This window comes from Williamsia sp. (assembly GCF_016462415.1).
Taxonomy (GTDB): Bacteria; Actinomycetota; Actinomycetes; order Mycobacteriales; family Mycobacteriaceae; genus Williamsia_A.
Genome location: NZ_JAEMTF010000032.1, coordinates 1 through 13,564, shown reverse-complemented (window position 1 = coordinate 13,564; position 13,564 = coordinate 1). Strand labels below are relative to the sequence as shown.

Here is a 13,564-nt window from a genome sequence, read left to right as displayed (position 1 = left end):
GTGCCCAACCGATGTCGTTACGTGCCCAACCGGCGGGGGTGGAGCTCGTGAACCTCGGTGTCGTCGACCGCGACGGGTGGGCCCCGCGCGGACTCACCGCCCGGTGTGAACCCGGCGCGATCACCGTCATCACCGGCGACAACGGCACCGGCAAGAGCACCACCCTGCAGGCCGTGGCCGGTCTGATCCGCCCCGACGAGGGCAACGTCCTCATCGGCGGCGTTCCCGTGACCGCTCCGGCGATCGGCGACATCGCCTGGCTGGCCGAACCGCCGGTCGTCGTGCCCGGCAGTGTCTTCGACAACCTCGTGCTCTTCGACGGTGACCGCTCGTCGATCGACGGCGCTGCTCGGGCCATCGGTTTCGACACCGTCGTGGGCGAACTACCCGACGGCATCGACACCCCCGTCGGCACGGGCGGTGTGGGCATCTCTGCCGGCCAGCGACAACGACTTGCGCTGACCCGGGTGCTGGCCTCGCCCGCGCGGGTGTTGCTCCTCGACGAGCCCACCGCGCATCTCGACGACGAGTCGGAGGACCGGGTGATGGATGCTCTGCGTGACCGCGCCGCCGGGGGCGACACGGTGATCGTCGTCAGTCACCGACCGGCCGTGCTCGCGAGTGCCGACCGCGTCATCGAGATGGGGGCGGTCCATGTCTGATCCGCTGATGCGCGCGCTGCGGCTGCTCGGGCTTCGGGTCCGACCGGTCGCGAAGTCGCTCCTGCTCGGTGCGGCGGCCGCGATGAGCGCACTGGCGCTGGCCGGGCTGTCGGCATGGCTGATCACCCGGGCGTGGCAGATGCCGCCGGTACTGGCGTTGTCGGTGGCGGTCACCGCCGTTCGCGCACTGGGCATCTCGCGTGCGCTGCTGCGTTATCTGGAACGCCTGGCCACGCACGACCTCGCGCTCGACGCGATGGCCACCGCGCGTGCGCGGCTGTATCGCGCGCTGGCCGGTGGGTCGCCGTCGTACTCGGTGACGTTGCGTCGCGCCGAGATCGTCTCGCGCAGTGGCGACGACATCGACGAGGTGGGCAACGCCCTCATCCGCGGACTCATCCCGATCGGTTCCGCGGCGGTCACCGCCATCGCCGCCGTCGCGGTGATGACGTGGATCTCGCCGTGGGCCGGCGTCGCGATGGCCGGCGCATGGGTACTCGCCGGAGTCCTCGCCCCCGCTGCCGCAGCCGCGGGTGCCGCCCGCTCCGAACGCGACGCCCACACCGCGCGCGACGAGGTCACCGAGATCACCACCACACTGCTGTGGCACGCACCGGAACTCGTCGTGGCCGACCGCCGGGACTGGCTGCTGGGTCGAGCCGAGGACGCCGAACGACGTGCGCTGGCCGCCCACGACCGCGGCCGACGCATCGAATCGCTTGCCGCCGCGGTGATGCCCGCCGCCCTCGCAGTCACGACGCTGATCGCGTGTCTGATCGCCGTCGGGATGAGCTCGACGTCCGACGCCACCACCATCGGCGTCCTGATCCTGCTGCCGCTCAGCGCTTTCGAGACCGCGGGCTCGCTCATCGACGCGGGTAGGCAGCTGCACCGCAGCCGGCTCGCCGCGGCGCGGGTGATGGATCTCGTCGACGGTGCCGGGCTCGTCACCGACCCCGCGCCCGTACCCCGACCGGCTCCGATCACCGCCACGCCGACGCTGCGCACCGACGGTCTGCGATGGGGCCACCGGCACACCACGGCCGTCGGCCCCGACACCGACCTCGACGCCATCGAGCCCGGTGAGCGGATCGCGGTCGTGGGCCCGAGCGGCTGCGGCAAGACCGCACTGTTGCTCACGCTCGCAGGCCTTCTCGAACCGATCGCAGGCACGGTGCGCGCGTCGGGCGCCACGCTCGACGATGCGGTTCGCTACTTCGGAGAGGACGGACACGTGTTCGCGACCTCGGTCCGGGAGAACCTGCTCGTGTCCCGTGGTGACGCGCGCGACGAGCTGCTGCACGACGTTCTCGACGCGGTCGGTCTGGGGCACTGGGTGGCTGGTCTGCCCGACGGTCTCGACACCGTCCTCGACAGCGGCGCCGACGCGATGAGCGCCGGGCAACGGCGACGGCTGCTGCTCGCGCGGGCGGTGGTCAACCCGGCGCCGGTGCTGCTGCTCGACGAGCCGTGCGAGCACCTCGACCGCACCGAGTCCGACCGTGTGCACCGGGCCCTTCTCGACCCCGACAGCGGTCTCGTCGAGCCGGGTCGCACCGTGGTCCTCGTGACGCACCGACTGCCCTCGGACACCGGTACGGCCCGCGTGGTCGATCTCGGTTGTCAACGCCTACAGGCGCGGTCGCGTTCGCGGGCCGCGTAACGCTCGACTCGATTAATCCGTTGCCGACCGGTCGGAGCGCGCGTAGCGTCGTGCGTACACGAGGAAGGAGGTGGTCTGCAGTTGAAAAACATATGGACACGTGAGGTGACCATCAGTTAGGTGGCGTGTTGCCCGGGTTCCCCGGTGCGAAACCGCCCGTCACGGATGACGTGACAGCGGCGCCGTCACCCAGCGAATCCCAGGTGGTCGCCCGGCCCCCGCATCCCTGTCATGTCCTGACAGGCCCGGCTCCTTCACAGAGCGGTGCGGGGGTCGTCCCATGTCCGGGGGCGTTCAGGCCCGGTCGGAACTCCGGTTGGCGTCCGACGCCATCGTCATCGTGGTGCTCTGCCCGTCGATCGCCTCACGGATCAGGTCGGCATGGCCGCTGTGCTGTGCGGTCTCACGGAACAGGTGCAGCAGGATGCGCCGCACGGTGTGATGCTGGCGGATCGGCGCCCACGGCGCGGTCGGGACCGGGATCAACAGGTCGAGATCGGGGACGGTCGCGATGAACTCGTCGGTGCGCTGGGCCTGGTCGCGGTATTCGGCCAGCCAGTACTCGAAAGTGTCGTCGGCGGTCAGCGTGTAGGCGTTCTCCGCGCCGGCCACGTCGAACTCGGCGTCCGGATCGGCCTCGGCGATGGTGGTGATCCAGTACTGCTCGAGATTGGTCAGATGCTTCACGAGACCACCGAGGGTCAACTCGCTGACGGTGGATGCCTTGCGTGCATCGTCCTCGGAGAGCCCGTCGAGGGTGACGAGGAGCGCCTTGCGCTGATCTCCGTAGATCTCGATCAGCGTCTCGCGTTCGCCCGGCACATTCGCGCTCGCAATCATCATTCTGTCAGCTTCTCACCAACAGGCAGTGCGCGCATCAACCCTTAGTCCAGTATCTGACACGTCGCAGTAGTGCTACATCACTGACGGGAGGTCATCCCATGTGGCGTTGCAACTTCGCCGAGAGTCGGGGGACGAGGTCGCCGTCGGCATCGACACGTTCCTCGACATAGGCGAGGTCGCCGTCCTCCACCAGACCGTAAAGACGCTTGGCGCCGCCGATCTGACGCCCGTCGGCTGTGCCGGAGGCCGAGGTGATCACGACGTCGGTCACCAGTTCCCAGGATGTCTGGTTCAACGGTGACCCGTAGAACAACTCGATCCATCCCTCGGCGTGCGTCACAAGGAATTCGATGGTCTCGTCGCTGTCGGGTCCGCTGATCCGCCAGAACCCCGACTCGCGCAGGCTGGGGCCGACGTACTGGGCGTCGTCGTCGATCACCCAGGAGCGGGACTCCCAGTTCAGGTAGTTCTGCCCGTCGTGACTGATGACGATCTGCTGTCCGAAGTGGTATTCACCCGAGGCCGGGTCGTTGCCCTCACCCAGACCGCGCCAGACGCCCACCAGGGGGAGCAGCCCGAGCAGACCCGGATGCAGATCGGGGCCCTGGCGCAGGTTGGCGGTGTCGTCGGGCAACGGGAGCCCGGTCAGGTTGGGGATGTTGGCGTCGGCGGTACGCGCGGCGCGCTCCTCGGCGGCAGCGATCGCGTCGTTACCCGCGATGACGGGCGGCGTCGGATCCGCGCCGGACTCGTCAGCGGTCGGCATGTGTGTCCTGGTGAGGTGTGAGCGCAGTGAGCGTGCGGATCACGACTCGTCGTTGATCAACCGGTACAGCGTGTACAGGCCGAACCAGACGATCGCGAGGGTCGCCAACACCAGCAGGACTTCGAAGAAGATGACCACGTCATCGATTCTACGACGAAACCTCGAGACCGCGTCACGCCGGTACTCGTCGGACGGTCAGAGGGTGCCTGCGTCGCGCACGTGGACTCGCAGCCGATCGAGGACCTCGCCGAGCGACACGACGTCCTGCGCGGCGAGGGGCGCGAAGAACAGTCGCTGCACCAGGTCGACGTGACCGGCGGCCGCGGACTCGAGCGCGACGCGGCCGGCCGGCGTCAGTGTCGCGTCGGTCGCCCGGCCGTCGGTCGTCGACGGGTGCCGTTCGGTCAGGCCGCGGGCGCACATCCGCTTCAGGTGATGGGACAGCCGACTGCGTTCCCAGCCGATCTCGGAGGCGAGATCGGTGAGCCCACGTCGCCCGTCCGGGCTGTCGGCCAAGGCGACGAGCACCGAGTAGTCGGCGAGCGAGAGGTCCGCGTCCTCGGAGAGTTGACGGTTCATCTCGTAGGTCATCTGCAACGACAACCCCATGTAAGAACGCCATGTCTGCGCCTGCGTCGGTGTCAGCCAGGGCGTGTCCCGCAACTGGTCTTTACGTGACATGTCATGTACTTTCGGGTCACGGATCATTCGGGCGACGTCCGCCCTCCGATCATCACCCTAGAGGTTCACGTGTCGAAAACCACCAGCACTGATTCGCCCGATGTGATCGCAGATGCCATGCGCCGCAACGTACTCGAGGTGTTCAACACCACCGACGACGTCGCCCGCCGCGAGCTTGTCGAGGCGTTGTACGCCCCGGACGCCGATTTCTACGACGCCGAGGGTTCGGTGTCCGGACACGACGCGATCGACGCCAAGATCCGGACGCTGCAGCTCGACGCACCGGGGTTGACGTTCACCGTCGCCGTCGAACCCGCCGTGATCGACGACCTCGGTCGCGTGTCCTGGGCGCTCGGGCCCGACGGTGGGCCCGCGGTGGTGAGCGGCATGGACGTCGGGCACGTCCGGGCGGGCCGGTTCACCGCGCTCTACACGTTCCTCGATCCGCGGTAGGCCGCGCACAGAACCGAGTCGCCCCCACCGCGATGCGATGGGGGCGACTCGTCGTCGAGGTGACGTGGATCAGGCCGGGGCGACCGTCACGTCGTGTTCGAACACGCCGGTTCCGTCCGGGGTCACGGTGGTCTCACCGTTGCCCCGCGACGACAACGCGCGGATGGTCCACGTGCCGGGCGCGGCGAAGAACCGGAAATCACCGGTTCCGCTCGCGACGACCTCGGCGGTGAACTCGCGGGTCCCGTCGAGCAGGCGGACGAACGCGCCTGCCACCGGGGATCCGTCAGCGTCGAGAACCTGACCGGTCAGGACGGTCTCCTTCTCCACGTCGACTCCAGCGGGCAACTTCTGTCCCTGCTTCGGTGCTGCACACATGTCTATTCTCCCAGCTCGATGGGGGCGCCCACCAGAGAGCCGTACTCGGTCCAGCTGCCGTCGTAGTTCTTGACGTTGTCGTAGCCGAGCAGCTGGGTCAGTGCGAACCAGCTGTGCGACGAACGCTCGCCGATGCGGCAGTAGGCGATGGTGCCCTTGGCGGGATCGATGCCGACACCGTCGTAGAGCTCCTTGAGCTCGTCATCGGACTTGAAGGTGCCGTCCTCGTTGGCGGCCTTGCTCCACGGCACGTTGACCGCGCCGGGGATGTGGCCGGGACGCTGGCTCTGCTCCTGCGGGAGGTGCGCCGGCGCCAGGATCTTGCCCGAGTACTCGTCGGGCGAACGGATGTCGAGCAGGTTCTTCGTGCCGATGGCGTCGATGACCTCGTCGCGGAACGCGCGGATCGACAGGTCGGGGGCCTCGGCCTTGTACGAGGTCGCCTCGCGGGACACGGCGTCGGTCGACAGCGGGCGGCCGTCGAGCTCCCACTTCTTGCGTCCACCGTCGAGCAGGCGAACGTCCTTGTGGCCGTACAGCTTGAAATACCAGTAGGCGTAGGCGGCGAACCAGTTGTTGTTGCCGCCGTACAGGATCACGGTGTCGTCGTTGGCGATGCCACGCGCAGACAGCAGGTCGGAGAACTGCTCCTGGTTGAGGAAGTCGCGACGGACCTGGTCCTGCAGGTCGGCCTTCCAGTCGAGCTTGATCGCGCCGGCGATGTGGCCGCCGTCGTAGGCGGTGGTGTCCTCGTCGACCTCGACGAGCACGACCTTGTCGGTGTTCAGGTTCTGCTCAGCCCAGTCGGCGCTGACCAGGACATCGGAGCGAGCCATGGTGTTCCTTTCATAGGGACGTACGTGATGTTTGCCCAAAGGGCCATCGGTGGGATGTGCGCAGGGAGATACGGCGCGGATGGAACGGATGTGGTCGGGTGGCGGTGATACCGCGAGAGACCCGACTAGCGACAGCGGCAGGTGGCGAATCGACAGAAGTCGATCGCCCGGCGGCGGGTGAGCAAGAACTCACGGCGCGTCAGCATGGGGTCGAGGGTAACAAAGGTGCTGGTATCGCTCACCGCGGGCTCAGCAGGGCTTGCCGCCGCACGTATACATGAAGTGAACGTCGCCCGCCTGGCTGAGAAAGAGCGACGGCGATTGGGTGTACTCAGGGTCGGGTGTCCCCTCGATCATCAGGTCGCTGCCGCTGCTGCGAGCAGAGGTTGCCGTCGCGCCCCATGCCATCGGGATTCCGCCGATCGTCGCCGAGAACTTCCCGAGTACGCGCTTGGCCTCGTCCGGTGTCAGGACGGCCGTCGAATGCTCCTCGGGTCCGTCGTAGAAACCCGTGGCGGTGATCGTCAGCGAGGTGCCGCGCGCCGCTAGATCGACGGTGACGCTGACCTTCACATCGCGTTCATCGGGTGGCGGCGTCTGCACTGTGCCGGTCAGGACGATTCCGGACGTTCGCGACAGCAGTCCGTCCTGCGGCCCGCCGCCGCCGGCCGTGCCAGGCGGGGCAGGCGTACTGACGGTGAGGTCCGTGATCCCGAGAAGTCGGCCGACGGCGACCGAATCGAGGGTCGTCGACGTGGTGGCCTTTGCCACCTTCAGGCCGGACCACTGCGAGAACGGATGGGTCAGCGATCGGCCCCTCTTGTTGACGCGGACGTCGGTCAGGCGGGCTCGGATGTCGGCGTGGCAGGGATCGTCGGGCTCACACGAACGCGGGGAGCGGGTCTGGGTCTTGTCGGCGAACGTGACCGTCGGGGACAGGTCGACGGCGCGGGCGGTGACACCGATCGCCGGGTAGTGGCCGTCGAGAAGGTGCGGTATCGCGGGGAAGCCCGAGATGGTGACCTCGGGCTCGTAGGGCAGATGCGGTACGCCGTTCTCGCCGTCGGCGACATTCGGCAGCGATCGCGCGAAGCTGCGCTCCGCGTTGATGGCGAATCCGGTGTCGATCCCGAGCAGCGCGACGACCACGAGGATCAGGCCCAGGGCGAGAAAAGTGAGGGTCCTGCGCACCCGAGACCCTCCGTTCGACAGCGCCGGATCAACGGCCGGTAACAGGCTCCGGCCATATTGCGGTTATTCTGACACCTGTCTCGCACACGTTGGTAAGCCAGCGTACATATGGCGATCAATTGAGATCGGAGTGGTTTGTGGATCTCTTGTTACTGACAGCCGATCCCACCCCTGAGTCCGTCTTGCCGTCGTTGTCACTGCTGGCTCACACAGTTCGCGTCGTTCCCACCGAGGTGTCCTCGCTCATGGAGGCGGGCAACGCCGACGTGGCGATCGTCGATGCCCGAACCGACCTGGCCGCCGCGCGCGGTCTGTGTCGGTTGCTCGGCAGCACCGGGTCGTCGGTGCCCGTGGTCGCCGTCCTCACCGAGGGCGGGTTGGTCGCGGTCAACGCGGAGTGGGGGCTCGACGAGTTCCTGCTGCCCAACACCGGTCCGGCCGAGCTCGACACGCGTCTACGCCTGCTGGTGGTGCGCACCAGGGGAGTGGCCGCCGAGGAGTCGAGCGGCAAGGTCTCCCTGGGCGATCTGGTGATCGACGAGGGCACCTACACCGCGCGGCTGCGCGGGCGTCCTCTCGACCTCACCTACAAGGAGTTCGAACTCCTGAAGTACCTGTCGCAGAACGCCGGCCGGGTCTTCACCCGCGCCCAGCTGCTGCAGGAGGTGTGGGGTTACGACTTCTTCGGCGGCACCCGAACGGTCGACGTCCACGTCCGACGCCTCCGCGCCAAGCTGGGGCCCGAGCACGAGTCGTTGATCGGCACGGTCCGCAACGTGGGATACAAGGCGGTCCGCCCGAGTCGTGGGCGCGGTGAGGCTCCCGATGGTCCGGCCCCTGACGACCCGGACGACGAGTCGACCGACACCGATTTCGACGACACCGTGATGAGCCCGATCAGCAATGGCAACTGACTCCACAGAGTCGGGTGTCGAGATCGTCGACGGCCTCGATTCGGAGACCGCGTCGGCCGCCCGTGACCTCGTCGCTGCTGTGGCGAGAGCGGACGGCGTCGATGGTCTGTCCGAACAGGCCCGCGCCGCAATCGATTCCGGCGGGGTGATGCACGTTGTGCGACGCTCGTCCGAGGGCGGATCGCTGGTCGGCTACGCCAACATCACCCCGGGTCGCGACGACGAACCGGCGATGATCGAAGCGACCGTGCACCCCGACCACCGCCGACGCGGGCACGGTCTCGTGCTGGTCCGATCCGCGTTCGACGCGGCACCGGAGTCCGCGCGTATCTGGGCCCACGGCGACCTGCCCGGCGCGAAGGCGCTGGCCGGGAAGCTCGAGCTCACCGCGCTACGCGAACTCCTCTCGCTGCGACGACCGCTGGGGGACTCCGCCAATCCCTTGCCGCCCCTGGACATCCCTGACGATCTGGTGTTGCGGACCTATGCGGGCAGCGGCGACGACGCCGAGATCCTGCGCGTCAACAACGCCGCGTTCGATTGGCATCCGGAACAGGGCGGCTGGTCGATCGACGAGATCACGGCGCGGACGGGCTCGGACTGGTTCGACCCGAAGGGACTGTTCCTGGTCTTCGACCGGAACGACCCCGACACCCTGCTGGGCTTCCATTGGACCAAGGTGCACCCGGCGGTGACGAACCCGGATGGTGACGACGAGCCTGCGCTCGGCGAGGTCTACATCGTCGGCGTCGACACCGGCACCCAGGGCCGCGGACTCGGCCGGATCCTGACCCTCGCTGGTATCCGGTACCTCGAGGACGCCGGTCTCGGCGAGGTCGAGCTGTATGTCGAGGGCGACAACGCTGCCGCGCTGCACACCTACGAGCGACTCGGTTTCACCCAGCACTCCATCGACGTCGCCTACGGCTGAGAGCCCGGGAACCCGAGCGTTCCCGGCCCGCCGTGAGTGTGTGCTTGCTCACTCTGATTCGTTGCCTTCGGAAACGGTTCTCACCTGCGCGGATGCGTTGTGCCGCGTGTTGGCCGACCGACCATGTTGAGGGCTGATCTATTCACCACCCGTTCACCCTTTGTCGGCGGTCCGTCCACCACTGCGCCCTAGCTTTCAGTCCAAGAGCAAGCACCAGCACACAACGGAGGACCTTGGCGTGAAACTCAACCTGAGCTCGGCTGCCCGCAGCGGAGGAGTCGCCGCGAGCATCGTGGTCGCGGCCGCACTCACCTTGTCGGCCTGCAGCGGCGGAGGCGGAAGCGATTCCGGCGACGCCAGCAGCGACAACAGCTTCAGCGGCCAGGCCGTCAGCGGCGAGGGTTCGACCGCGCAGCAGAAGGCCGTCGAGAAGTTCCAGGACGTCCTCGCCAGCAACGGCGGCATCGTCCTCAACTACACCGGCAGCGGTTCGGGCGACGGCGTCAAGAAGTTCCTGAGCAGCGACGTCGACTTCGCCGGCTCGGACTCGGCGCTCAAGACCGACGAGGCCGCCACCGCCAAGACCCGCTGCGCGGGCAACGACGCATGGCACATCCCGCTGGTCGCGGGCCCGGTCGCCATCGCCTACAACCTCAGCGGCGTCGACGACCTGATCCTGAACCCCAGCGTCCTGGCGAAGATCTTCGACTCGAAGATCACCACCTGGAACGATCCGGCCATCGCCGCGCTCAACCCGGGCAAGACCCTCCCGTCGGACAAGATCGTCCCGGTCCACCGCAGCGACAGCTCGGGCACCACGGACAACTTCCAGCGCTTCCTCGGCGACACCGCCAAGGCGGACTGGCCGTACGCGCACGACAAGACGTTCAAGGGCCAGGGCGGCTCGGCCGCGTCGAAGTCGACCGGCGTCGGTGACACCGTGAAGAAGACCCCCGGATCGATCACCTACGTCGAGTGGGGCTTCGCCGAGCAGAACAAGCTCAGCCTGTCGCAGCTCGACTTCGGCTCGGGCGCGACCAAGCTGACCTCGGAGACCGCGGGCAAGGCGCTGGAGAACGTGACGTTCAAGACCCCCGGATCCAAGGACCTGGTCGTCGACACCGACAAGCTCTTCGCCACCAACACCGCGGGCGCGTACCCGCTGCTGCTCACGACCTACGAGATCGTCTGCTCGAAGGGCTACACCGGCAACAAGGGCGCGATCCTGAAGTCCGCGTTCACCACGATCCTGAACAGCGGCCAGGAAGGCCTGGCCGACGAGGGCTACGTCGCCCTGCCGGACAGCTACAAGACGACCCTGCAGGGAACCGTCGACGCACTGGGCTGACCCGAAGGAGTTCGGGCCAGATCGAAGAACGACATCTGACGCCCGCGGGGCCGCGACATTGCGGCCCCGCGGACGCAGTTGAGAGACTTGGGAGACATTGCTCATGACCGAAGTGCACGGTGGCAGCTTGCGCGCCGGCCAGACGGCTGACTCAGAAGGATCCATGACGTCATCGATCAGCGGCCCGGACCCGATGGCCGGAGTCGTACCCGGCCCAGAACCGACCGGGGACAACGCCGACAAGCCCGACGCCCCGGGCAAGGGGTCGGTCATCCGACTCGGCGACCGTATTTTCCGGACGCTCTCGGTCGGCTCCGGCATCGTCATCTCGGTACTGATCGCCCTGATCGCGATCTTCCTGATCATCCAGGCCGTCCCGGCGCTGCTGAAGAACTCCGAGAACTTCTTCACCTACACCGGTGACTGGGTCACCTCCGGAGACGAGCTCCAGTTCGGTATCGCCAACCTCTTCTACGCGACGCTCGTCGTGTCGGTGATCGCGCTGATCCTGGCCATGCCGATCGCGCTGGGCATCTCGATCTTCCTCACCCAGTACGCTCCGAAGCGTCTCGTCGGGCCGATCACCTACCTGGTCGATCTGCTCGCCGCGGTGCCCTCGATCGTCTATGGCCTCTGGGGCATCCTGGTCCTCGGGCCCGCGTTGGTGCCCCTCGACCAGTGGCTGGTCGACAACCTCTCGTTCCTGCCGTTCTTCCAGGAGCCGACGCAGGTCGCCAACCTCTCGACCGGCGGCACCCTGCTCACCGCGGGAATCGTTCTCGCCGTGATGATCCTGCCGATCATCACCGCGGTCACCCGCGAGGTCTTCGTGCAGACCCCCACCGCGCAGCGCGAGGCCGCCCTCGCCCTCGGTGCGACGAAGTGGGAGGTCGTCCGGGTCTCGGTGCTGCCTTTCGGCTTCTCCGGCTACATCAGCGGCTCGATGCTCGGCCTGGGCCGCGCCCTCGGCGAGACGATGGCACTGCTGCTGATCATCTCCACCGCGGGGCCGCTCGACTTCAACCTGATGGAGAGCGGTGAGACGTTCGCGACCAAGATCGCCAACAACGCCGCCGAGTTCGACTCGCCCATCAAGACCGGCGCCTACATCTCCGCCGGCCTGACCCTGTTCGTGCTGACCTTCATCGTCAATGCCGCGGCCCGCTCGGTCGTCGCCGGAAAGGCGAAGTCATGACTGCCACCCTCGAGAGCCCCAGTCTGGGTCCGGTCAAGCGGGATCCGTCCGGCTTCACCAAGGTCACCGGCCGACGCAAGCTCACCGACAAGACCGCCCTCGTGCTGGTCTCGGCGGCGCTGCTGATCGCGCTCGCCCCGCTGGTCTGGTTGCTCGTCACCCTCGTCGTGCGGGGTATCAGCCCGATCCTGTCCGCCGAGTGGTGGCAGTTCGACGAACTGCACGGCGGCGCATTCAACGCGATCGTCGGCACCCTGCAGCAGACTCTGCTGGCCGCGGTCATCTCGATCCCGGTGGGCATCTTCGTCGCCATCTACCTCGTCGAGTACGGCAACAAGTCGGTGCTGGCCCGCTTCACCACCTTCATGGTCGACATCCTCTCCGGTGTGCCGTCGATCGTCGCCGCGCTGTTCATCTATGCCGTCTGGCGCACCACCCTCGGCCTGCCCCGCTCCGGCTTCGTCGTGGCGCTGGCCCTGGTGCTGCTGATGATCCCGATCGTCGTGCGGTCCACCGAGGAGATGCTCAAGATCGTCCCGCAGGATCTGCGCGAGGCGTCCTACGCGCTGGGTGTGCCGAAATGGCGCACCATCGTCAGCATCGTCCTGCCGACGGCACTCTCCGGAATCGTGACGGGCGTGATGCTCTCGGTTGCGAGAGTCATGGGCGAGTCCGCCCCGGTGTTGATCCTGGTGGGCTCCACCCGAGCCATCAACAACAACCCGTTCGAGGGCAACCAGCAGTCGCTGCCGCTGATGATGGTGCAGCAGTACAACAACGGACCCGACGCACTCGACAAGGTCTGGGGCGCGGCGTTGACCCTCGTGCTCATCGTCGCGGTGATCTATTTCGGCGCCAAGCTGGTGTCCCGCCTGTTCGCCCCCAAGAAGGCCTGACCCTCCTCCGACGGCCTCTCGGCCCCACAGACATTCGAACGACTCGAACGAAAGCGACACCATGGCAAAGCGTCTCGACCTCAAAGACCTGAACATCTACTACAGCGCGTTCCACGCCGTGAAGGACGTCAGCCTCGATGTCCCGCCGCGTTCCATCACCGCCTTCATCGGTCCGTCGGGCTGCGGCAAGTCGACCGTCCTGCGCACGCTGAACCGCATGCACGAGGTCACCCCCGGTGCCCGCGTCGAGGGCAAAGTGCTGCTCGACGGCGAGGACATCTACGGTCGTTCCGTCGACCCGGTGAGCGTCCGCTCCACCATCGGCATGGTGTTCCAGCGCCCCAACCCGTTCCCCACCATGTCGATCCGCGACAACGTCGTGGCCGGCCTCAAGCTGCAGGGCCTGCGCAACAAGAAGGAACTCGACGAGATCGCCGAGCGCAGTCTGCGCGGCGCGAACCTGTGGGAAGAGGTCAAGGACCGCCTCGGCAAGCCCGGTGGTGGTCTGTCCGGCGGACAGCAGCAGCGTCTGTGCATTGCGCGTGCGATCGCGGTCTCGCCCGAGGTCCTGCTGATGGACGAGCCGTGTTCTGCTCTCGACCCGATCTCGACGCTGGCCATCGAGGACCTGATCACCGAGCTCAAGAAGGACTACACGATCGTCATCGTCACCCACAACATGCAGCAGGCTGCGCGTGTGAGTGACCAGACGGCATTCTTCAACCTGGCCGCAACGGGCAAGCCCGGCCAGCTCATCGAGGTCAACGACACCGAGACGATGTTCTCCAACCCCGAGCAGCGCGCGAC

Annotated in this window: 15 protein-coding genes; 9 read left to right on the top strand and 6 right to left on the bottom strand. The window is 67.2% G+C overall.

What is annotated here, in order from left to right:
• Positions 1–662 (top strand): ATP-binding cassette domain-containing protein (locus tag JHC79_RS10105; protein ID WP_296390234.1); only part of this gene is annotated, 662 nt, incomplete at its 5' end.
• Entirely contained in the window at positions 655–2,325 is a 1,671-nt protein-coding gene (gene cydC / locus JHC79_RS10100) for a thiol reductant ABC exporter subunit CydC (RefSeq protein ID WP_296390233.1), read from the top strand. The genes JHC79_RS10105 and cydC, both read left to right, overlap by 8 nt.
• A gap of 294 nt (positions 2,326–2,619) precedes the next feature.
• Here cydC and JHC79_RS10095 read toward each other — a convergent pair whose 3' ends face one another.
• The 3 genes from JHC79_RS10095 to JHC79_RS10085 form a co-directional block, all read right to left on the bottom strand.
• A complete protein-coding gene (locus JHC79_RS10095; RefSeq protein ID WP_296390229.1) occupies positions 2,620–3,168 on the bottom strand; it encodes a DinB family protein in 549 nt (182 codons plus the stop codon).
• Positions 3,169–3,259: 91 nt separating this feature from the next.
• A complete protein-coding gene (locus tag JHC79_RS10090) occupies positions 3,260–3,934 on the bottom strand; it encodes an FABP family protein (RefSeq protein ID WP_296390227.1) in 675 nt (224 codons plus the stop codon).
• Positions 3,935–4,129: 195 nt separating this feature from the next.
• Positions 4,130–4,615, bottom strand: a complete 486-nt coding sequence (locus tag JHC79_RS10085; protein ID WP_296390225.1) for a MarR family winged helix-turn-helix transcriptional regulator — start codon at positions 4,613–4,615, stop codon at positions 4,130–4,132.
• 69 nt (positions 4,616–4,684) lie between these two features.
• Here JHC79_RS10085 and JHC79_RS10080 point away from each other — a divergent pair, with 69 nt between their 5' ends.
• Positions 4,685–5,068: a nuclear transport factor 2 family protein gene (locus JHC79_RS10080; RefSeq protein ID WP_296390223.1), complete on the top strand. Its 384-nt coding sequence runs from the start codon at positions 4,685–4,687 to the stop codon at positions 5,066–5,068.
• A 69-nt stretch (positions 5,069–5,137) separates the two neighbouring features.
• On the opposite strand, the gene JHC79_RS10075 is transcribed toward JHC79_RS10080, so the two are convergent.
• From JHC79_RS10075 to JHC79_RS10065, 3 genes are all read right to left on the bottom strand, one after another.
• On the bottom strand, positions 5,138–5,446 hold the full coding sequence (locus JHC79_RS10075) for a DUF1416 domain-containing protein (RefSeq protein ID WP_188491494.1): 309 nt from the start codon (positions 5,444–5,446) through the stop codon (positions 5,138–5,140).
• A 2-nt stretch (positions 5,447–5,448) separates the two neighbouring features.
• Complete coding sequence (locus JHC79_RS10070) at positions 5,449–6,282, bottom strand: sulfurtransferase (RefSeq protein WP_296390219.1); 834 nt, start codon at positions 6,280–6,282, stop codon at positions 5,449–5,451.
• Between the two features lie 249 nt (positions 6,283–6,531).
• On the bottom strand, positions 6,532–7,473 hold the full coding sequence (locus JHC79_RS10065) for a DUF2993 domain-containing protein (RefSeq protein ID WP_296390217.1): 942 nt from the start codon (positions 7,471–7,473) through the stop codon (positions 6,532–6,534).
• Between the two features lie 137 nt (positions 7,474–7,610).
• Here JHC79_RS10065 and JHC79_RS10060 point away from each other — a divergent pair, with 137 nt between their 5' ends.
• The 6 genes from JHC79_RS10060 to pstB form a co-directional block, all read left to right on the top strand.
• On the top strand, positions 7,611–8,387 hold the full coding sequence (locus JHC79_RS10060) for a response regulator transcription factor (protein ID WP_296390215.1): 777 nt from the start codon (positions 7,611–7,613) through the stop codon (positions 8,385–8,387).
• Positions 8,377–9,318 (top strand): mycothiol synthase, encoded by a 942-nt coding sequence (gene mshD, locus JHC79_RS10055; RefSeq protein ID WP_296390213.1) that lies wholly within the window; start codon positions 8,377–8,379, stop codon positions 9,316–9,318. The genes JHC79_RS10060 and mshD overlap by 11 nt, the downstream gene beginning before the upstream one ends.
• Positions 9,319–9,556: 238 nt before the next feature.
• Positions 9,557–10,666, top strand: coding sequence for a phosphate ABC transporter substrate-binding protein PstS (pstS, locus tag JHC79_RS10050; protein WP_296390211.1), 1,110 nt, complete (start codon positions 9,557–9,559; stop codon positions 10,664–10,666).
• A 163-nt stretch (positions 10,667–10,829) separates the two neighbouring features.
• Positions 10,830–11,861, top strand: coding sequence for a phosphate ABC transporter permease subunit PstC (gene pstC, locus JHC79_RS10045; RefSeq protein ID WP_296390209.1), 1,032 nt, complete (start codon positions 10,830–10,832; stop codon positions 11,859–11,861).
• The gene (pstA, locus tag JHC79_RS10040; RefSeq protein WP_296390207.1) at positions 11,858–12,757 is read left to right on the top strand and encodes a phosphate ABC transporter permease PstA; all 900 of its coding nucleotides are present in this window, start codon (positions 11,858–11,860) and stop codon (positions 12,755–12,757) included. The genes pstC and pstA overlap by 4 nt, the downstream gene beginning before the upstream one ends.
• Before the next feature lie 61 nt (positions 12,758–12,818).
• A partial coding sequence (gene pstB / locus JHC79_RS10035) for a phosphate ABC transporter ATP-binding protein PstB (protein WP_296390205.1) occupies positions 12,819–13,564 on the top strand: 746 nt, incomplete at its 3' end.